At 65.0% G+C, this 18,324-nt stretch carries 24 protein-coding genes; 4 read left to right on the forward strand and 20 right to left on the reverse strand.

All coding sequences use genetic code 11. The annotated features are described in order from the left end of the window. Window positions 1–55 precede the first annotated feature (55 nt). From LO787_RS16360 to LO787_RS16405, 10 genes are all read right to left on the reverse strand, one after another. Window positions 56–280 (reverse strand): DUF2061 domain-containing protein, encoded by a 225-nt coding sequence (locus tag LO787_RS16360; RefSeq protein WP_232492058.1) that lies wholly within the window; start codon window positions 278–280, stop codon window positions 56–58. A 103-nt stretch (window positions 281–383) separates the two neighbouring features. Next, window positions 384–1,244 (reverse strand): cupin-like domain-containing protein, encoded by an 861-nt coding sequence (locus LO787_RS16365; protein ID WP_232492059.1) that lies wholly within the window; start codon window positions 1,242–1,244, stop codon window positions 384–386. Beyond that, on the reverse strand, window positions 1,241–2,413 hold the full coding sequence (locus LO787_RS16370; protein WP_232492060.1) for a GNAT family N-acetyltransferase: 1,173 nt from the start codon (window positions 2,411–2,413) through the stop codon (window positions 1,241–1,243). Before LO787_RS16370 ends, LO787_RS16365 begins: the two co-directional genes overlap by 4 nt. A 134-nt stretch (window positions 2,414–2,547) precedes the next feature. Then, window positions 2,548–4,641 carry a sodium-translocating pyrophosphatase gene (locus LO787_RS16375; RefSeq protein ID WP_232492061.1) on the reverse strand — a complete coding sequence of 698 codons (2,094 nt, stop codon included), beginning with the start codon at window positions 4,639–4,641 and terminating at the stop codon, window positions 2,548–2,550. Window positions 4,642–4,773: 132 nt separating this feature from the next. Next, window positions 4,774–5,733 carry a thiamine-phosphate kinase gene (gene thiL / locus LO787_RS16380; RefSeq protein ID WP_232492062.1) on the reverse strand — a complete coding sequence of 320 codons (960 nt, stop codon included), beginning with the start codon at window positions 5,731–5,733 and terminating at the stop codon, window positions 4,774–4,776. Then, on the reverse strand, window positions 5,730–6,077 hold the full coding sequence (locus LO787_RS16385; RefSeq protein ID WP_232492063.1) for an endonuclease domain-containing protein: 348 nt from the start codon (window positions 6,075–6,077) through the stop codon (window positions 5,730–5,732). Before LO787_RS16385 ends, thiL begins: the two co-directional genes overlap by 4 nt. Before the next feature lie 189 nt (window positions 6,078–6,266). After that, the gene (gene nusB, locus LO787_RS16390) at window positions 6,267–6,710 is read right to left on the reverse strand and encodes a transcription antitermination factor NusB (protein ID WP_232492064.1); all 444 of its coding nucleotides are present in this window, start codon (window positions 6,708–6,710) and stop codon (window positions 6,267–6,269) included. Continuing rightward, window positions 6,707–7,996, reverse strand: coding sequence for a histidinol dehydrogenase (gene hisD / locus LO787_RS16395; RefSeq protein ID WP_232492065.1), 1,290 nt, complete (start codon window positions 7,994–7,996; stop codon window positions 6,707–6,709). Before hisD ends, nusB begins: the two co-directional genes overlap by 4 nt. After that, on the reverse strand, window positions 7,996–8,649 hold the full coding sequence (hisG, locus tag LO787_RS16400; RefSeq protein WP_232492066.1) for an ATP phosphoribosyltransferase: 654 nt from the start codon (window positions 8,647–8,649) through the stop codon (window positions 7,996–7,998). The genes hisD and hisG overlap by 1 nt, the downstream gene beginning before the upstream one ends. Window positions 8,650–8,813: 164 nt before the next feature. After that, window positions 8,814–9,086 carry a BolA family protein gene (locus LO787_RS16405; protein WP_232492067.1) on the reverse strand — a complete coding sequence of 91 codons (273 nt, stop codon included), beginning with the start codon at window positions 9,084–9,086 and terminating at the stop codon, window positions 8,814–8,816. A 40-nt stretch (window positions 9,087–9,126) separates the two neighbouring features. Here LO787_RS16405 and LO787_RS16410 point away from each other — a divergent pair, with 40 nt between their 5' ends. Beyond that, window positions 9,127–9,756 carry a J domain-containing protein gene (locus LO787_RS16410; RefSeq protein ID WP_232492068.1) on the forward strand — a complete coding sequence of 210 codons (630 nt, stop codon included), beginning with the start codon at window positions 9,127–9,129 and terminating at the stop codon, window positions 9,754–9,756. Window positions 9,757–9,819: 63 nt separating this feature from the next. Here LO787_RS16410 and LO787_RS16415 read toward each other — a convergent pair whose 3' ends face one another. From LO787_RS16415 to LO787_RS16450, 8 genes are all read right to left on the reverse strand, one after another. Then, window positions 9,820–10,266 carry an SRPBCC domain-containing protein gene (locus LO787_RS16415; RefSeq protein ID WP_232492069.1) on the reverse strand — a complete coding sequence of 149 codons (447 nt, stop codon included), beginning with the start codon at window positions 10,264–10,266 and terminating at the stop codon, window positions 9,820–9,822. Between the two features lie 10 nt (window positions 10,267–10,276). Next, window positions 10,277–10,930, reverse strand: coding sequence for a glutathione S-transferase family protein (locus LO787_RS16420; RefSeq protein WP_232496348.1), 654 nt, complete (start codon window positions 10,928–10,930; stop codon window positions 10,277–10,279). Further along, entirely contained in the window at window positions 10,927–11,424 is a 498-nt protein-coding gene (locus tag LO787_RS16425) for a VOC family protein (protein ID WP_232492070.1), read from the reverse strand. The genes LO787_RS16420 and LO787_RS16425 overlap by 4 nt, the downstream gene beginning before the upstream one ends. Further along, window positions 11,421–12,047 carry a glutathione S-transferase family protein gene (locus LO787_RS16430; protein WP_232492071.1) on the reverse strand — a complete coding sequence of 209 codons (627 nt, stop codon included), beginning with the start codon at window positions 12,045–12,047 and terminating at the stop codon, window positions 11,421–11,423. The genes LO787_RS16425 and LO787_RS16430 overlap by 4 nt, the downstream gene beginning before the upstream one ends. A gap of 83 nt (window positions 12,048–12,130) precedes the next feature. After that, window positions 12,131–12,955 (reverse strand): VOC family protein, encoded by an 825-nt coding sequence (locus tag LO787_RS16435; RefSeq protein ID WP_232492072.1) that lies wholly within the window; start codon window positions 12,953–12,955, stop codon window positions 12,131–12,133. Window positions 12,956–12,966: 11 nt separating this feature from the next. Next, complete coding sequence (locus tag LO787_RS16440) at window positions 12,967–13,338, reverse strand: DUF1428 domain-containing protein (RefSeq protein ID WP_232492073.1); 372 nt, start codon at window positions 13,336–13,338, stop codon at window positions 12,967–12,969. 1 nt (window position 13,339) lies between these two features. Further along, entirely contained in the window at window positions 13,340–14,041 is a 702-nt protein-coding gene (locus tag LO787_RS16445; protein ID WP_232492074.1) for a glutathione S-transferase family protein, read from the reverse strand. A gap of 30 nt (window positions 14,042–14,071) precedes the next feature. After that, window positions 14,072–14,500, reverse strand: coding sequence for a VOC family protein (locus tag LO787_RS16450; RefSeq protein WP_232492075.1), 429 nt, complete (start codon window positions 14,498–14,500; stop codon window positions 14,072–14,074). A gap of 87 nt (window positions 14,501–14,587) precedes the next feature. Between LO787_RS16450 and LO787_RS16455 the strand changes: the two genes are divergently transcribed. The 3 genes from LO787_RS16455 to LO787_RS16465 all read left to right on the forward strand — a co-directional run bounded on the left by LO787_RS16455 (window position 14,588) and on the right by LO787_RS16465 (window position 17,244). Next, complete coding sequence (locus tag LO787_RS16455) at window positions 14,588–15,304, forward strand: winged helix-turn-helix transcriptional regulator (RefSeq protein ID WP_232492076.1); 717 nt, start codon at window positions 14,588–14,590, stop codon at window positions 15,302–15,304. Window positions 15,305–15,367: 63 nt separating this feature from the next. Next, entirely contained in the window at window positions 15,368–16,357 is a 990-nt protein-coding gene (cobS, locus tag LO787_RS16460; RefSeq protein WP_232492077.1) for a cobaltochelatase subunit CobS, read from the forward strand. 215 nt (window positions 16,358–16,572) lie between these two features. Continuing rightward, entirely contained in the window at window positions 16,573–17,244 is a 672-nt protein-coding gene (locus LO787_RS16465) for a rhomboid family intramembrane serine protease (protein ID WP_232492078.1), read from the forward strand. 38 nt (window positions 17,245–17,282) lie between these two features. Here the strand turns inward: LO787_RS16465 and LO787_RS16470 are convergent, their stop codons facing one another. Then, window positions 17,283–17,441: a hypothetical protein gene (locus LO787_RS16470; protein WP_232492079.1), complete on the reverse strand. Its 159-nt coding sequence runs from the start codon at window positions 17,439–17,441 to the stop codon at window positions 17,283–17,285. A gap of 125 nt (window positions 17,442–17,566) precedes the next feature. Then, window positions 17,567–18,313, reverse strand: coding sequence for a tRNA pseudouridine(38-40) synthase TruA (gene truA / locus LO787_RS16475; protein ID WP_232492080.1), 747 nt, complete (start codon window positions 18,311–18,313; stop codon window positions 17,567–17,569). Between the last annotated feature and the right edge of the window lie 11 nt (window positions 18,314–18,324).

Raw genomic sequence — 18,324 nt, forward strand, 5'->3', positions numbered from 1 at the left:
GGCAACCGACGGGAAAGGTTGCCGTATATGGGAAGTTTCGCGGCTCGACCGAAGGTCAGTGGGCAGCGTGGTGGCGGTGCAGGAGATGGTCGAGCAACGGTGTGGTTTCGCCATTCCAGGCGCGCTCATGGAAGAAGAACACCACGGCGTTCACCATGGGCTCGATCAGCGCGATGCCTCCAGCCATACTCACCGATCCAGTGATCAGGTAAGCGACGGTGAAGCCCACCATCAGGTGAAGGGACAGGAACCTGAGCGTCTTTGTGAGGTCGCGGGTCATCGGTCGATCCTTTCGCATGCATTCTTAATGCGAATGGATTGCAACTGGAAACTGGCGATGGTCAGCACTGTGATCGTAAGCGGCGATTAAATGTGGACCTGAGTCAGAGGCCCAGCTTGCGCGCGACTCTCCATGCCAGCGCCTTGGCCCGGTTGGTTTGCGGCCATCGCCCGGGAGCACCCGGCTTCATGCCGATCCGTCGCAAAAGGCCATTGAAGGCCCGCGCGTCCGCTTCCGCGAAACTCCACTCCGAGCGCCAGGTGATCGAAAGCGAGACGGACGGCTCAGGCCCGTTGCGCACGAAATGCGGTGCCATGACGGGAACGTAGAGTGCTTCGCCCGGCCCCAGCGCGAACTCGCGGCCGCCTTCCAGCAACTCTTCGCGCCAGCGCAGTTCGCGACCGCCTCCGGTGTGATAGGTTTCGTGCACCTCGTCGGGCGCATAGGCCGCGTTTCCGGCCGGAAACTGCGTCATGATCTTCGATCCGCGCACCTGCATGAGGATGTTGTGCTCGGGATCGAAATGGTATGGCGTGACCCCGCCCGCGCTGGTGATGAAGACGAATGCTTGCGTCTTGAGCATGGCGCCAGTTTTTGCCTCGATGGCAGGGCGGATTTCGTCGAGCAGACCGGCCAGCAGGGCGGCATAAGCTGGATCCTGCTCGACATTCTTGAGCACGGCCCAAGACTTCGTCGTCTCGATATGACGGATGGTTTCGCCGATCGGAATGCCGGTGGCAGTTGGCTTACCCTCGACACCGATGGGCTGGTCGCTGGCGTTGTACTCGATGGAGGCAGGCGGCAGAGCTTCGGCCAGCCGGGCGAGCGCTTCCAGTTCCATCAACGGATGCGCGCCGAGTACATGCGTGAGCTTGTGCGGAATTTCGGGGTAGTTCGCAGCGAAGTCCGTGCGCGCGTTTTCCGGGAAGACGGTGCCTGGATCAAGGTGGGTATGCGCGTTCATGGCAGGGTTCCGGCGGGATGGCGCGCGGTTTCGGCGCGAACGAACTGGCGGAAGGCGGCGCGACGCAGGCGGCCGCCGATGGCTATGGAGAGTCGGCCAATTCCGCGACGCTCACGCCAGAGATGGTCGATCATCGGGTGATCGGCGCTGGCGCAACTGTCGCTCCACGCGATCCCCGCGCGTTCCAGAATGCGCAGGTTCTCGATCTGGAGCAGAACGCCGGGCGAGAAGCGCGAATAGGTCTCATCGAATGCGGTCTTGAACGAATAGGCACCCGGCGGCGTCAGGAATGTCGCCAGCATGGCGATGGGCCTGCCGTCCAGCTTCAGGGTCAGGCGTTCGAGCCGCCCGCGCGCAGCCGCGCCGTTAAGCGCATCATGGAACAGCCTTGCGGTGCCGTTAGCCGAAGCAAGGGCAGAGCCTGCCTTGCCTTTCCACCCTCCAGATTCCAGTGCTAGGAAGCTCTCACACCAACGCGCCACGCCTTCGGCATCGGTACGCCGTTCGAAGACGACGCTGCCCTCTTCCGCCAGCCGATTGGCCTGCCGCCGCAGTTCCTTGCGCTTCTTGCCGGTCAGTGAGGCTTCCAGATAGGCCTCGGGCGAAAGCTTGGAAGCCAGCATAGCGCGTGACTCCCGATGGACGATCTCGATCTGCCGACCTTCGTTCGAGGCGACTGCCTCCAGCGCTGTGTGAAGAGGGCCGCCGAGCACGATTCCACGCAAATGCATGAAGAGTGCCGCGCCGGGACTATCGTCGGCCCAGCGCAGGACCGCCTGCCAGAACGGAACTTCCGTACCCCGTGCCACCAGCGGCACGCCGCAGAAGCAGTTGGAGTGCAGCCAGTTCGACATTTGCGGAACCGGCCAGCGGTAATAGCGCGATGCTCGCTCGATCGGGAGCAGTCCCGCGAGTTTGCCGCCCTGCTCGTAGCGCAGAACCATAAGGCGATCGGTGCCCGGAAGGTGCCGCAACGAAGGCAGGAGGTACCAGCTCTCGAAGAAGGGATTGGGCTCGCTTGCGCGGGCGGCGAGCCCGTCCCAGTCCGCGACTTCAGCTTCAAGCGACCGCCACGGAACGCATGTCAGACGACCGATCGGCGCGCGCGACGGTGAAGCCTCGGCGTCGAGCGCCGAGGAGCCGTATTCACGGTGCGCCTCGCTTGCCACTTGATGCGATCCCGCCACTTGCTTGACACCCCGATTGCCGGGACGTTTCGCTTTCTTGGCCGAGATTAGCGCCCAGAAATCAAGGAAACGCTAACGGGAACGCCCTTCCCGCGAAGGAGAAGGGCGCCGTTGTTTCATCCGGCCGCCATTGCCGCGAGCAGCAGCAGGGCGACGATGTTGGTGATCTTTATCATCGGGTTGACGGCCGGTCCTGCGGTATCCTTGTAGGGATCGCCTACGGTATCGCCGGTGACGGCCGCCTTGTGGGCGTCGGAACCCTTTCCACCATGGTTGCCGTCCTCGATGTACTTCTTGGCGTTATCCCACGCGCCACCGCCCGAGGTCATCGAAAGGGCCACGAACAGCCCGCCGACGATCACGCCGAGCAGCAGCGCGCCGAGAGCCGCGAAGCCGTTCTGTGGTCCGGCGACCCAGCCGATCACGCAGTAGACTGCGATCGGCGCCAGCACCGGCAGCAGCGAGGGGATTATCATCTCCTTGATCGCCGCCTTGGTGACGAGGTCGACCGTGCGCGCATAGTCGGGCTTCTCGGCATAGGTCATGATGCCCGGCTTTTCGCGGAACTGTTCACGCACGTCGACCACCACGTCGCCCGCCGCACGCCCCACCGCCGTCATGCCCATCGCGCCGAACAGGTAAGGGAGCAGCGCTCCCAGCAGCAGGCCGACGATGACGTAGGGGTTCTCCAGACTGAAATCGACCTTCAGGTTCGGGAAGAACTCGCGTAGATCGGTGGTGTAGGCGGCGAAGAGCACCAGCGCCGCGAGGCCCGCCGAGCCGATGGCGTAACCCTTGGTGACGGCCTTGGTGGTGTTGCCCACCGCATCGAGCGCGTCCGTCTTCTCACGCACCGCATCGTCGAGGCCCGCCATCTCGGCAATGCCACCCGCATTGTCGGTGACGGGGCCATAGGCGTCGAGCGCCACGACCATGCCCGCCAGCGCCAGCATTGCGGTGGCTGCATATGCGATGCCCAGCAGTCCAGCCAGTTGGTAGGCGATAATGATGCCCGCAACGATCACGATGGTCGGCAGCGCAGTGGCCTCAAGGCTGATTGCAAGGCCCTGGATTACGTTGGTCCCGTGGCCGGTCACCGACGCCTTGGCGATCGAGCGGACCGGACGATAGTTGGTACCAGTATAGTACTCGGTGATCCAGATGATGAGCCCGGTGATCGCGAGGCCGACGAGGGCGCAGTAGAACAGTGTGCGGCCGTTGAAGTCGCCTCCGGCAATGGCCGTTTCCATGTCGCCGAGCGCGTGGGAAATGGCCCACCAGATCGCCGGGATCGACAGTACTGCCGTTACCAGGAAGCCCTTGTACATGGCTCCCATGATGTTCTTTCCGCCGCCGAGGCGCACGAAATAGGTGCCGATGATCGAAGTGACGATGCACACGCCGCCGATCAGAAGGGGCAGGGCCATCATCGCGCTCAGGTTGTCCGCGCCCTTGAGCAGCAGCGCGGTCAGCACCATCGTCGCGCCCACGGTGACGACGTAAGTCTCGAACAGGTCGGCGGCCATTCCGGCGCAGTCGCCCACGTTGTCGCCCACGTTGTCGGCGATGACGGCAGGGTTGCGGGGGTCGTCCTCGGGGATTCCGGCCTCCACCTTGCCAACGAGATCGGCGCCGACATCCGCGGCTTTCGTGAAGATTCCGCCGCCGAGACGGGCGAAGATCGAGATCAGCGAGGCGCCGAAGGCGAGGGCGGTCAGCGCCTCTACCACAGTGCGATCCTCACCGCCGACGGTGTGTCCGGCGGGTCCGGTGAGATACCAGTAGAACACCGCGATCGCGAGCAAGGCCAGTCCCGCCACCAGCATTCCGGTGATAGCGCCGGCGCGGAAGGCCAGTGTCAGGCCGTCCTGCAGGCCCTTCTGCGCGGCGGCGGCGGTGCGGACGTTGGAGCGGACCGAGATGTTCATCCCGATGAATCCGGCAACTCCGGACAGTATCGCGCCAATCACGAAGCCGGTTGCCGAGATCGTACCCAGAGTAACGGCAAGTATGATGGCGACGATGACGCCGACGATGGCTATGGTGGAATACTGTCGTTTCAGGTAGGCCTGAGCCCCTTCCTGAATGGCGGCGGCGATCTCCTGCATCTTTTCGGAGCCTGCGGGAGCACTCAGCACCTGGCGACTGGTGATGAAGCCATAGACTATGGCCAGAAGTCCCAGGACAATTGCGATCGTGATGAGATTCACGAATACGTCCCCTTCCCATTATGTTGTTACGACGGGTTTTCCCGTTCGAGGTCACTAGGGCTATAGACAAGCCGGGGGAGTGGCAAGCCGGTAACTGGCGGCAAACTGAGCGGTTTTGGAGCCTGTTCGGTTTCAGTGCTGATAACCGAGGCGTTCCGGCAATGGGAGGGGCTGTCCTTCGTGCGTCAGGGAGAGGCCGGAGCCGGTTGCCACGGTGCCGATGGCTGTCACCTGACAGCCCAACGCACTCGCTATCTCGCGGATTTGCGCGGTGTTTTCGGGCGGTGCGGTGAACAGCAGCTCGTAGTCGTCGCCCGCCGTCATCGCCGCCATCAATACTTCCAGAGTCTCTCCGCAGACCGCTTTCAGCGCCGGGGAGAGCGGCACAGAGGCGGTACTGAGATGCACCGAGACGTCACTGGCGGTGCCCAACCGGGCACTGTCGACCAGCAGACCGTCCGAGACGTCCATCATGGCGTTTACCAGCGGCGCCAGCGCCACGCCGAGGCGCGGTTCGGGGGTCGGGCGGCGGTAGCGTGCGACCAGAGTGGCCCGTGCCGCCTTCGGTCCGTCGAGTTCGCCTAGCGCGATCTTCAGCCCTAGTCCGGCATCGCCGATGGTGCCGCTCACCCATACGCGGTCGCCCGGCTTCGCCGCAGTGCGCGACGGTACGGGGCAATGCGCCTGCCCTTTGCCCAGTGCTGTCAGCGAGAAACTGCGCGGCGCGCCTTTGGGCATCCGCACGGTGTCGCCGCCGAGCAGGGGGATGGCGAAGTGGCGGCAGGCTTCGTCCAGCCCGGCAAGGAAAGCGGTGTCCCACGCTTCGTCGCCCAAGGCGTGGGAATAAAGGCAGCCCATCGGCGTCGCGCCCTTGGCCGAGAGATCGGATACGTTCACCGCCACCAGCTTCCACGCCACGTCGCCCGGCGGATCGTCGGGGAGGTAGTGGACACCCTCCACCACCGTGTCGAGCGTCAGCACCAGCGCCTCGCCGCCGATCTGGAGCACGGCGGCGTCGTCCGCCAGTCGCCGCGCTGCCGGATCGGTGGCGATGGCGCGCAGGGCGTGGATGAAGGCGTGCTCGGTGGTCATGACGCCGGAGCAAGTGCCGCGTCGAGCGCGATCATGCAACCTTCGGGATTGGACAGCAGGTCGGTGTTCCAGAAGCGGATGACGCGGTAGCCTTGGCTCTCGATGGCGTGTGTGCGGGCCGCGTCGGTTTCAGGCGAATGCTGGCCGCCGTCGATTTCGATGACGATCTTCAGCGAATGGCTGGCGAAATCGGCGATGTAGTGGAGGAGCGGCACTTGCCGCCGAAAGTGGGCCCGCGGGAAGTGCCGGCGGAGCAAACGCCACATGGCACGTTCGGCATCGGTGGCGTTGAGCCGCAGTTCGCGCGCCCGTTTGACGGCGAGCGGTGGCAGAGCGCGTTTCATCAAACCCCCTCCTCCCCCTTGATGGGGGAGGGATACGAAGGCTTGGCAGTTTGCTGCCTAGCCGAAGTTGGGTGGGGGTGACGAGGCTAAGCGCCTGCCTCTCACCCCCATCCAAGCTGCGCTAGGCCCTTTCGGGCCAAGCTTCGCTATCCTTCCCCCATCAAGGGGGAAGGGGGAGTTAATTCGTTGTCAGCGGACGGCCTTGGCTACCGAATCCAGCACGCCGTTGGCGAACTTGGCTTCGCGCGCGTCGAAGAAAGCGTGGCACACGTCGAGGTATTCGCTGATCGCCGCGCCGGTCGGGATGTCCGGGCGGGCGAGCAGTTCGTAGGCGCCCGCGCGCAGGATCTGGAGCATGGTCTTGTCCAGACGGGCGAGCGACCAGCCCTCGGTCAGCTTGGAGGCCAGCAGTTCGTCGATCTCGTCGCGGCGGGCGATGGTGCCCTTCACGACGTCGTCGAAGAACGCGACTTCGGCCTGCGCGAACTGCGCCTCGTCGATCTCCATGCCGATGCGGTGGCGGTGGAATTCGTCGAGCAGGCTGGCCATCGGCGTGGCTTCCATCTCGAACTGGTACAATGCCTGGACGGCGGCGAGACGGGCGGCTGCCCGCTTCTGCTTGGAATTGCTCATGATTCTAGCCTTACGGAAATGGAGCGCGCATGCGCGGGAAGCCCTTCCGCTTCGGCAAGGGCGACGGCGGCGGGGCCGATGGCCTCCAGCGCCGCGGTATCGAGCTGGATGAAGCTGGTGCGCTTCATGAAATCGAGGACCGACAGGCCCGAGGAGAACCGCGCGCGCCGCCCGGTGGGCAGGACGTGGTTCGGTCCGGCGACGTAATCGCCGACAGCTTCGGGGGTCATGCGGCCGAGGAACACCGATCCGGCGTGGCGGATGCGGCGCATCAGGCTTTCGGGATCGTCGGTGGCGATCTCTACGTGCTCGGCGGCCAGCGCATTGGCGAGCGCGGGTGCCTCGTCGAAGCTGGAAACGTCGATGATGACGCCGTTGACCGTCCAGCTTTCGCGGGCGGTCTTTTCGGTCGCGAGCGCCGAGAGTTCGAGTTCCACCGCCTCGGCCACCGCGTCGGCATAGGCCGCATCGTCGGTGATGAGGATCGACTGCGATGTCGGATCGTGCTCGGCCTGGCTCAGCAAGTCGGCGGCGATCCGGTGCGGCGCGTTCTTCGCGTCGGCGATCACCAGAATTTCGCTCGGGCCTGCAACCATGTCGATGCCGACGACGCCGTAGAGCTGGCGCTTGGCCTCGGCCACCCAGGCATTGCCGGGGCCGGTGACGACATCGACGGGCGCGATGCGGTCGGTGCCGTAGGCGAGGGCGCCGACGGCATGGGCGCCGCCCACGCGCCAGACCTCGTCAACGCCAGCAAGGTGCGCGGCGGCGAGAACGAGCGGATTGACTTCGCCCTTCGGCGTCGGGGTGACGACGACGAGACGCTCCACGCCCGCGACCTTGGCGGGAATGGCGTTCATCAGCAGCGAAGATGGATAGGCCGCGCGGCCACCGGGAACGTAGAGGCCCGCCGCGTCCACCGCGTTCCACGTCGCGCCGAGGCGGACCCCGGCGGCGTCGGTGTAGTCGCGGTTTTCGGGCAACTGCGCGGCGTGATAGGCGCGGATGCGCTCCGCCGCGAGTTCGAGCGCCGCGCGCAGATCGGAATCGAGTGCGTCGAAGGCGGCCTTGCAGGTCGCGGCATCGACGTTCCAGCCGGTCTGGTCGAGATCGTGGCCGTCGAACTTCGCGGTGAGTTCGGCCAGTGCCGCATCGCCCCGCTGGCGCACGTCCTTGAGGATCGCGGCGACGTCGGCGGCGACGTCCACCGCGCTCTCGCGCCGGTCGGCGACGACGCGGGCGAAAGCCTCGGCAAAGCCGGAGTCGCTACTCGAAAGGCGCAGCATCAGGCCGCCTTCGCTTCGGCGACCAGCGCGCGGAACGCCTCGACCAGCGCGCCCACGCGCTCGTCGGTCTTGAGCGCGGCGCGGTTGACGATCAGGCGGGCGGAGATGTCGAGGATGCGGCTCGTCTCGACGAGGCCGTTCTCCTTGAGCGTGCGGCCGGTGGAGACGAGATCGACGATCCGGCTCGACAGGCCGAGCGAGGGGGCCAGTTCCATCGCGCCGTTCAGCTTCACCACTTCCGCCTGCACGCCCAGCTTCTCGAAGTGGCGGCGGGTCAGGTTGGGATACTTGCTGGCGATCCGCAGGTGCGAGGGCACCGGGCCGCCGGTCTCTCCGACAAGCTCAGCCACCGAGAGGCGGCAGTGTCCGATGTTGAGGTCGACCGGCGCGTAGAGGTCGGAATAGGCGAACTCCTCCACCACGTCCGAGCCGACGATGCCGACCTGCGCGGCACCATGCGCGACGAACGTCGCCACGTCGAAGGCGCGCACGCGGATCAGGCGCGTGTCGCTGCCTTCGCAGGCGAAGGAGAGGGCGCGCGACTTCTTGTCATGGAACTCCGCCTCGGGAATCACGCCTGCGCGCGCCATCAACGGCAGCGCCTCGTCGAGGATTCGGCCCTTGGGCACGGCGAAGGTCAGAGGTGTCGGCATGGTTGCGCGCATTAGTCGCGCGGGCGGCAAAGGGCAACCGGGGATGAATCCGTCTCGTCAATGCCTCGTCATTGCGAGGAGGCGAAGCCGACGAAGCAATCCGGCATGGCGTAAACCGCTGGATTGCTTCGCTACGCTTGCAATGACGAACTGAGCGTAGGGTCTTATTCTCCCGGAGCGCTCGCCTTGATCGCCACGGCATGAACGCGGTTGCCCGGAATGTCGCCGAGCGCCGCATTGACCAGCCGTTGCCGCTGGAGGCGCGAGACGCCGGTGAACTGCGGGCTCTCGATCACGATGGTGAAATGCGATTCGCCGCTGCCGTCATCGCCGGTGTGGCCGCGGTGCGTGGCGGAATCGTTGACTACGTCGAGCGACGTGGGGGCGAAGGCGGCGGTCAGCAGCTGCCGCATTTCCTGTTCGAGTGGTCCGGACATGGGGTTCCATTTAGGCGATCCATGCCCCATCTGGAACCCGGTGAGACAGCATAGATTTCATGGAAGGTTCGAATCCACCGGTCGGGAATGCACCTGGCCGGGGTGTGCAGAGGCAGGCGAGTTCCGCGCGCCGGGTGGTCGGCCATCGGGTTTCGACGGGCCGGGCGACTACCGCTGGTTCTGCCTCGACCACGTGCGGCAGTTCAATTCGGGCTACGACTACTTCGAGGGCATGGAAGCCGAGGAGATCATGCGCGCCCAGTCGCCGCTCCACGGCTGGGAGACCCAGACCCGCGCCTTCCGCCCCGATGCGGGCGTGGACGGCGCGCCGAACTGGGCGAACTTCGCCGATCCGCTGGAGGCCATCCAGGCGCGGGCACGGGCCCATGTGAAGCGGCGTCAGGCCGACATGAAGCCGCAGAACGCGCGCTTCACCCCGGACGAGCGGCGCGCGCTGGAGGCACTGGGGCTCGACGGCGATGCCGACCGCAAGACCGTGCGCCTGCGCTACACGCGGCTGCTGCGGCAGTATCACCCCGACCACAACGGCGGCGACCACAGCCACGCCGCGCGGCTGCAGGGCGTGGTCGAAGCATACCAGACGCTTCGCAAGGCGGCAGCGCTGGCGGAAACGCGCCCTGCCGACGGGGCTTCGACAAGCTCAGCCTGAGCGGGTTTTAGAGGGTGTTACCCCAACCCCGCTCACCCTGAGCTTGTCGAAGGGTCAGGCACTTCAGCCCTCACCCTCGCAGATCGCCGCAAGCTGGTCCGCGCAGGCGCTCCAGCCGCCGACGAAGCCCATTTCCTCGTGCTGCTTGCAGGTTTCTTCGCTCCAGTGGCGTGCGGTGGCGGTGTAGCGGGTGCCTTCGCCTTCGGGGGCGACTTCCCAGATGCCGATCATGAACGGCCCGGCGGGCTGGAAATCGTCCACCACGGCATCGGTGGAGATGAAGCGGCGGCCCTCGTCGTAGGCAAGGAAGATACCGTTCTGCGGCATGACTTCGCCGTCCGGGCCGTACATCGTCATCTTGCAGACGCCGCCGGCACGCTTGTCCTGCTCGTCCACTTCGGCACGCCAGGGGGTGGGGCACCACCACTCGTTCTGGCGGTTGGCCATGACGTCCCAGACCTTTTCGACCGGCGCGGCGATGTAGCGGGTGACGGACAGTTCGTTGGACATCGTTCTCTCCTTAATCTCTGTCGGGCGCGCCCAGCGGGAAACCGGCGCGGTAGGGACGGGCGGCCTCGACGCAGGCAGCGACGGGCGGCAGGGCCAGCAGGTGCGCGCGCCATTCCTTCAGGCGCGGGAAGCTCTCGCCGATGGGATGGACCCAGTCCGCGTAGAACAGCGAGGGCGCGGCGGCGCATTCGATCAGCGTCACCTGTCCCTGCGCCGGGTAGTATTCGAGCCATCCCTCCAGCCAGGCATAGCTGCGTTCGAGCCGCTCGCGCGCCTCGGTGACGCGGGCCATGTCGGGGTTCTGGGCGTCGCGCAGGTATTCGTTCACGACCTCCTGCATGTTGTTCATGACGTAGTTGTCGAACACGCGGTCGAGCATCCTGACGCCGATCGCCGCATCGGGATCGGAGGGCAACAGCACATCGGGCTCGACATGGTGCTGCTGGATGTACTCGATAATCGAGGTCGCCTCGAAGATCAGGTTGTGGCCGTCCTGCAGGACCGGAAACTTGCCCTGCGGCCCGGCGAGCTGGATCACCTTCACATGGTCCGGATGATCGCCGTCGATGATGCGGAATTCATGCTCAAGCCCGGAGCCGAGCAGCGCGATCTGCGCCTTCCAGGTGTAGGACGAGAACGGGTGGCCGTAGAGTGCGAGCATCAGCCTGCAACTGCCGCTTCGATCGTCGCGATGTCGATCTTGTGCATGGTCATCATCGCCTCCATCGCGCGCTTGGCGGCGGCGCGGTCGGGGTTCGCCATCGCATCGGTGAGAGCACGCGGAGTGATCTGCCAGTTGAGGCCCCACCTGTCCTTGCACCAGCCGCAGGCGCTTTCCGCTCCGCCATTGCCGACAATGGCGTTCCAGTAGCGGTCGGTCTCTTCCTGCGTGTCGGTGGCGACCTGGAAGGAGAACGCCTCCGAATGCGGGAACTGCGGTCCGCCGTTGAGGCCGATGCAGCCGATGCCCATCACCGTGAACTCGACTACGAGGACGTTGCCCGCCTGGCCGTCGGGATAGTCCGCAGGCGCGCGCTGGACGGAATCGATGTGCGTGTCCGGGAAGACGGAAGCGTAGAAGTTCGCCGCCTCCTCCGCGTCGCCATCATACCACAGGCAGACACGGCTCTTGTTTGCAGCAGAGGAACTTGCGGTCATTTCTTCATCTCCTCTATCAGCTTGCCGTCGATGGCCTTGGCGGCCTTGTAGGCGGGCCGGGCCTGGCAACGCTCGGCATAGGCGACGAGCGGGGGAAGGGGCGGGATGATGCCGAAGGTCATGCCCCAGTCGATCTGGCTGCCGACATAGACGTCCGCCATCGTGAAGCGTTCGCCGCAGATCCAGTCGTCCTCGGCCAGCTTTTCCTCGATGGTGCTGATGGCGCGGTCGAAGCTGCCCCAGCCGGCCATCATTTCCTGTTCGGGCTTGGGCTCGAACTTCAGCGCGCGCGAGGTGATCGACTGCTCGATCGGGCCGGATGCGAAGAAGGTCCAGCGGTAATACTCGGCCATTTCCCCGTCGTTGGGGAGCAGCTTCGCCTCGGGGTGCATTTCGGCGAGGTAAAGGCAGATCGCGGCGGCTTCCGTCACCACCCGGTCGCGGTCGTCGGCGTGGTGGACGATGGTCGGCACCTTGCCCATCGGGTTCGCTTCGAGGAACTCGGCGGGCTTGTCCTTCCAATCGACGAGAACCTGTTCGTAGTCCGCGCCAGCCTCGTGCAGTGCCCAGCGGGCGATCTGTCCGCGCGACATCGGGTTGGTGAAGAAGGTGTAGTCGGCCATCGCGATTCCTCCATTGCAGCAGGGGAACATTGGTGGAACGATCAGGCGGCGTCAATCGCCGCCTGTCGTCCGTCGCATGCCGCTTACTTGCGCGGTCCGACGAGGCCGAAGTACGCCCCCTGCGGGTCGAAGGCGTGGACGGTGTACTCGCCGGTGGGGATCTCCTGCGGATCGCCCATCGGCTTGCCGCCGCCGTCCTTCACCGCCGCCAGCGCGCGGTCGATGTCGTCGACGCCGATGTAGTAGGTCCAGCCCGGCACCGGCATCATGTCGGCCTTCCTCATCACCGCGCCGATCTGCACGTCCTCCAACTGGAGGAACCGATAGTCGCCGAGCGGACCCATCGGCATCGCGCCTTCCTGCGTCCAGCCGAAGTGCTTCGTGTAGAAGGCCACGGCGGCATCGTCGTCAGGGGTGACGAGTTCGTTCCAGCGCACCGTCTGCGGCATGTCGACGCTGAAGACGTCGCTCGTCGCGTCGGGATCGTCGGCGGGCGGTTCGGGCGTCATGATGTAGAACATCCCGCCCAGCGGATCGGTCATCATGGCGAAGCGCCCGACGCCCGCCATCGTGGTGGCGGGGACATGGACCGCGCCACCATCGGCGACGATCTCGGCCAGCTTGGCGTCGACGTCGGGTACGTAGATGTAGCCCATCCACCCCGGCGACGCGCCCTGGTCGATCATCCCGGCATCGAGCGCGAAGACGCCGCCGGTATAGCCGCAGCCCGCGCCGCCGCCGTCTATGCGCTCGATCATGCGGTAGTCCATGCCGGAGGTTTCATCCATCTGCGGCATGACGTTGGGGCCGATCTTCCAGCCGACGACGCTGCCGTAAAAGGCGGATGCGGCGTCGGAATCGCTGGTCATCAGTTCGTACCAGATGAAGCTGCCTGTGGGGTTGCCCATGGCGTCTCTCCCTACTTGGTCAGCATCACGACGGGCTGGAACCCGCCGTAGATCATCCGCATGCCGTCGAAGGGCATCGGGTTCTTCTCCTGGTCCATGCGCGGGTCGGTGTTCATGGCGTCCATGACGGCGGCCATGCCCTTTTCGCGGGTCTCCTTGTCGGGCCACTCGATCCACGAGAAGACCACCGCTTCGTCCTCCTTGCATTCGACCGCGCGGAAGAAGTCGGTCTGCTTGCCCTCGGGCACGTCGTCCTGCCAGCATTCGAGGATGCGGGTGGCGCCGTGCTCGATGAAGACGGCGTCGCCCATCTCGGCGTGAGCGATGAACTTGTCCTTGTTCGCCTTGGGAACGGCGATCACGAAACCTTCTACGTAGGTCATGTCAGGCTCCTTCCTTCTGCTTCTTGTTCTGATTGGGGTCATGTTCGGCAAAGGGTGCGAGTTGCGCATCCAGTGCCCGCTGGAACGCCGGTCGCGTCGTTGCGCGGTCGAGGTAGGCGGCGAGCTTGGGATGTGCGGCCAGCACTTCGGTCCCGGCGCCGGAACTCGGCAGCGCGCGCAGGATGGTCGCCATCGCGATGTCGGCGATGGAGAATTCTCCCGCCAGCCAGTCACCTTCCAGCGCCGCCTCCAGCCGGGAGAGCCGCGCATCAAGGTCTTTCACCAGCGAGGGCTTGCGGAGCTGTGCCCATTCCTCCTTGCGGGAGAAGATGGAGACGTTCGCCAGTTCCATCATATAGGGCTCGACCGAGTTGAAAGCGGCCAGCAGCCAGCTCAGCACTTTCGCACGCTCCTGCGAGCCCGGCGGGGGCAGGGCACCCGCCTTTTCCGCAAGGTGGATCAGCGTCGCGCCGCTTTCGAAGACGCCCACCTCGCCGTCGCGGACGTAGGGCACCTGCCCCCAGGGCTGGTCGGCGTAGTACCATTCCGGCCGCTCGATCGCGCTGATGAGGCGGACCTTGTAGGGCAAGCCGAACTCCTCGCAGGCCCAGCGCGGGCGCAAGTCGCGGACCTGCCCCTGCGCGAACGAGGGCACCCACTCGAAGGCGGTGATTTCTATCTCGGCGTTCGGATCGATCGGCATCGTCTCCTCCTTCCGTCTTGTTTGCTTGGCTTAAGCGATCTCGGGCATGTCCATCTCGCCGGAGGCTGCCGCCGGGTCCATCCACATGACTTCCCAGACGTGGCCGTCGGGGTCGGCGAAGGCGTGGCTCATCATGAAGCCATAGTCCTGCGGCGGATTGATGTCGGCGGTGCCGCCCGCCGCGCCTGCCTTCGCGTTGATGTCGGCCACTTCCTCGCGGTTCTCGCAGGAGAGGCACAGCATGACCTCGCTCGATCCGGTGTCGGGGATCGGGCGGGTGGTGAAGGTCTTCCACTTCTCATGCGTGAGGATCATCACGAAGATCGTTTCCGACCACACCATGCAGGCGGCGGTATCGTCGGTGAAGCGCGGTTCGTTGACGAAGCCGACGGCGGAATAGAACGCCTTGGCGCGCTCCAGGTCGGCAACGGGAAGGTTTACGAAGATCATGCGTGCCATCTGCTCTCTCCTTCAGAAGGGCGCTTTTGGGATCGCGCCGAATCGCCTCTTGCCCGAACGTGCCGACAGTGGTAACTAAAAGCAACCATGAAGTTACAAAAAGAAACGAGTCGCTCCGAGGCCGCGATGAATGGCGAGAAATCTCGCCTTCACGGCCGCTGGTATGGCGACGCCTGCGGGGCCGCATTCGCCATGGAACTGATCGGCGAACGCTGGGCGCTGCCGATCATACGCGAGATGATGCTGGGACCGCGCCGTTTCTCCGAGATCCGCGCCGAACTGCCGGGCCTGAGCGCCAAGACGCTGACCGAGCGGCTGGAAAGCCTGGAGCAGACCGGCATCGTCGCCCGCGCCACGCTGCCGCCGCCCGCATCGGTGCAGGTCTATCGCCTGACGGAGTGGGGACTCGCGCTGGAACCGGTGATGCAGGAACTCGGCCGCTGGGCGGTGCGATCGACGCTGCACGACCCGACGCTGCCGATCACTCCCGTCTCGCTGATGCTCTCGCTGCGGACGATGATCCACCCCGAGCGTATCGGCGATCTTTCGCTGACTGTGCGTTTCGATGTGGGGAGCAAGGCGTTCTCCGGGCGGCTGGACGGCGAGGGCCTGGATATTCGTCCCGCCCGCGATGACGACGGTACGCCGGACCTGATCTTCGCGGCGGACGGCGGTTTCCCGTTCCTCGCGGTGTTCTATGGCAAGTGGCCGGTCAAGGGCACCGGGCTTCGGATCGAGGGCGACGCGGCGCTGGCCCAGCGCTTCATCGACCTGTTCAGCCTCCCTCCCAAATGCGCGAGTTGAGCGCACTGAGTCGCCCAAAGCTTATTGCGATGCAGCGCCCCGTCCTTTACGCGAGTGCGCGCAATGACTGACTCCAAGATCCAGACCGAGAATCGCGACGCCACCGTACTGGCCGCTCCCGACATCGAACTCGACGTGCGCGAGACCTTCGGGATCGACATCGACATGAAGGTTCCGGCCTTCTCGATCGCGGACGAGCGCGTGCCCGACCTTGACGAGACTTACGTGTTCGATCCGGACACCACGCTCGCGATCCTGGCGGGTTTCGCCTACAACCGCCGCGTCATGGTGCAGGGCTACCACGGCACCGGCAAGTCGACGCACATCGAGCAGGTCGCCGCGCGCCTCAAGTGGCCGTGCATTCGCATCAACCTCGACGCGCACATCAGCCGCATCGACCTGATCGGCCGCGACGCCATCGTGCTGCGCAACGGCATGCAGGTGACGGAATTCCGCGAAGGCCTGCTGCCCTGGGCGCTGCAGCACCCGGTCGCGCTGGTGTTCGACGAATACGACGCGGGCCGCCCGGACGTGATGTTCGTGATCCAGCGCATCCTCGAAACCGAGGGCAAGCTGACCCTGCTGGACCAGAACCGCGTGATCCGCCCGGACCGGCACTTCCGGCTGTTCGCGACCGCCAATACGGTCGGCCTCGGCGATACGTCGGGCCTCTATCACGGCACGCAGCAGATCAACCAGGGCCAGATGGACCGCTGGAACCTCGTCGTGGCGCTCAACTACCTGCCCGCCGAGACCGAGACCGGCATCGTCGCCGCCAAGGTTCCGGGCATCGACCGGGGCGTGATCGCCAACATGGTCAAGGTCGCGGATTTCTCGCGCCAGGGCTTCATGAACGGCGACATCTCCACCGTGATGAGCCCGCGCACGGTCATCACCTGGGCGCAGAATTCCGCGATCTTCAACGACGTGGGCTTCGCCTTCCGCCTCTCGTTCCTCAACAAGTGCGACGAGACCGAGCGAATGCTGGTGGCCGAATACTACCAGCGCGTCTTCGGGCAGGACTTGCCGGAAAGCGTCGTCGCCAAGGCGTGACGCTGCGGGCCTCGGCTCGCTGACGGACAGAAAAGGGCGCGCTTTCCGATGGGAAGCGCGCCCTTTTCGTTTCAAGGTTGATCGCATGCGCCAATGCCGGAATGGCAAAGCAGAGGTTTCAGCCAAAATCGGAATGACAGGATTTTAATCGTGCCTATCTGGTGCGTGATGAGCATTTCGGTTCCGCCACCGAAATACCCATGCCATGTGGCCCTATGACCACCGCCACACAGTCTTGTGCTCAATCCCCCGCTGCCGAGGACGAGGAGGATGCCAAGGTCTTTTGGCATGACCACGTTCCCGGCGCGATCCTTCTCGTGGCGATGACAATTCCTTTTGTCTGGATGTTCACGAAGAGCGACGGAATGCTGGAGTGGGCCATCTCGCGAAAGAGGCTGAGCGCCGGCCTATGGGCGCCCCTGCAGCTTCATATGTTCGCGCACGGGTCGGTAATTCACATCCTGATGAATGGTTCGGCTCTGGTGGCAGTCAGCGGAGCCATAGTTCACCGATTGGGGAGCGGATTGGGTGCGTGGCTTCGTTATCTCATCTTGTTCGAGGTATGTGGATTGTTCGGGGCCGTCGCTTTCCTGTGCATCCATCAGTGGAGCAGCGTGCCGATGCTGGGGGCATCTGGAGCAATATACGGCCTTGTCGGCTTCCTCGTGAGAATACCGAAGGATGATAACAATCTGGTCCCGATCTGGTCATCGGACATGTTCAGAGTGCTGGTGGAACAGGTCAAGGAGCACCTTTGGCTATTCCTGCAATTCGGATTGCTACCGCTTCTTCTCGGTCGATCTGGAGGCTTGGCTTGGGAGGCGCATCTTGGAGGCTTCTGTGCAGGCCTGGCGCTTGCGCCCTATCTTCGCAGAAAACCGTTGTGATGGCTCGCACGGCATGATCGAGAAATAGCGATCTCCGTTTACAACGCCGTCGCCGTCACCACCATCGAGCCCAGAAACACCGGCTTGTCCGCGCCGATCACTTTGGGTTCCGGCGAGGCGACCGGCATCGCGGCGACGGCGGAGAACATGCCGCAGGACAGGGCGAGCGCGGAAAGGGCAGGGAGCAGTCTGGTCATGTACGCAGCGCCGTGGCTATTGGAAGACCTGTCCCAAATGCCCGCCAGTTGTCGCACGGCTATGCCGCGCCTGCACCAATATGTCCGAAACTGTATTGACCGGTAATCTCAATAGCGGCGCGCGATTACTCGCCCGGATACACCGCCCGCACGAAGTACAGCCCGTCCGGCGGTGCGTTGAGGCCCAGCCTCTGGCGGTCCTTCGCTTCCAGAGCTTCGGCGACCTGCTCCTCGCGCCAGCGACCCATGCCGACGAGGGCGAGGGTGCCCACCATCGAGCGCACCTGATGATGCAGGAAGCTGCGCGCCTCCGCCTCGATCAGCACCATCTCGCCCTCGCGCCGCACATCCAGCCGGTCGAGCGACTTGAGCGGAGAAGCCGACTGGCAGTGGGCCGAGCGGAACGTGGTGAAGTCATGCCGCCCCACCAGCGCCTGCGCGGCGCGGTGCATGGCGGCTTCGTCGAGCGGCTTGGTCACTTGCCATGCCTTGCCCCGCTCCAGCGTCAGCGGCGCGCGGCGATTGGCGATGCGGTAGATATAGGCGCGCCCGATGCACGAGAACCGCGCGTGCCAGTCGTCCGGCACCACCTCGCACGACAGCACGGCGACCGGATTGGGCCGCAGCCGCGCGTTGAGCGCCTCCATCAGCCGGAACGGCACGAAGGGCTTGGCGATATCGATATGCACCCGCATGCCAAGGCCATGGACGCCCGCATCGGTGCGCCCGGCAGCGTGCATCACCACCGCCTCGCCGGTGACGGCATGGGCGGCGTCTTCCACCGCCTGCTGCACGGAGGGGCCATGCGCCTGGCGTTGCAGGCCCATGAAGGGGCCGCCGTCGAATTCGAGGGTGAGCGCGAAACGGGTCATTCGCCCCGCCG

Source organism: Novosphingobium kaempferiae (assembly GCF_021227995.1).
GTDB classification, from domain to species: domain Bacteria; phylum Pseudomonadota; class Alphaproteobacteria; order Sphingomonadales; family Sphingomonadaceae; genus Novosphingobium; species Novosphingobium kaempferiae.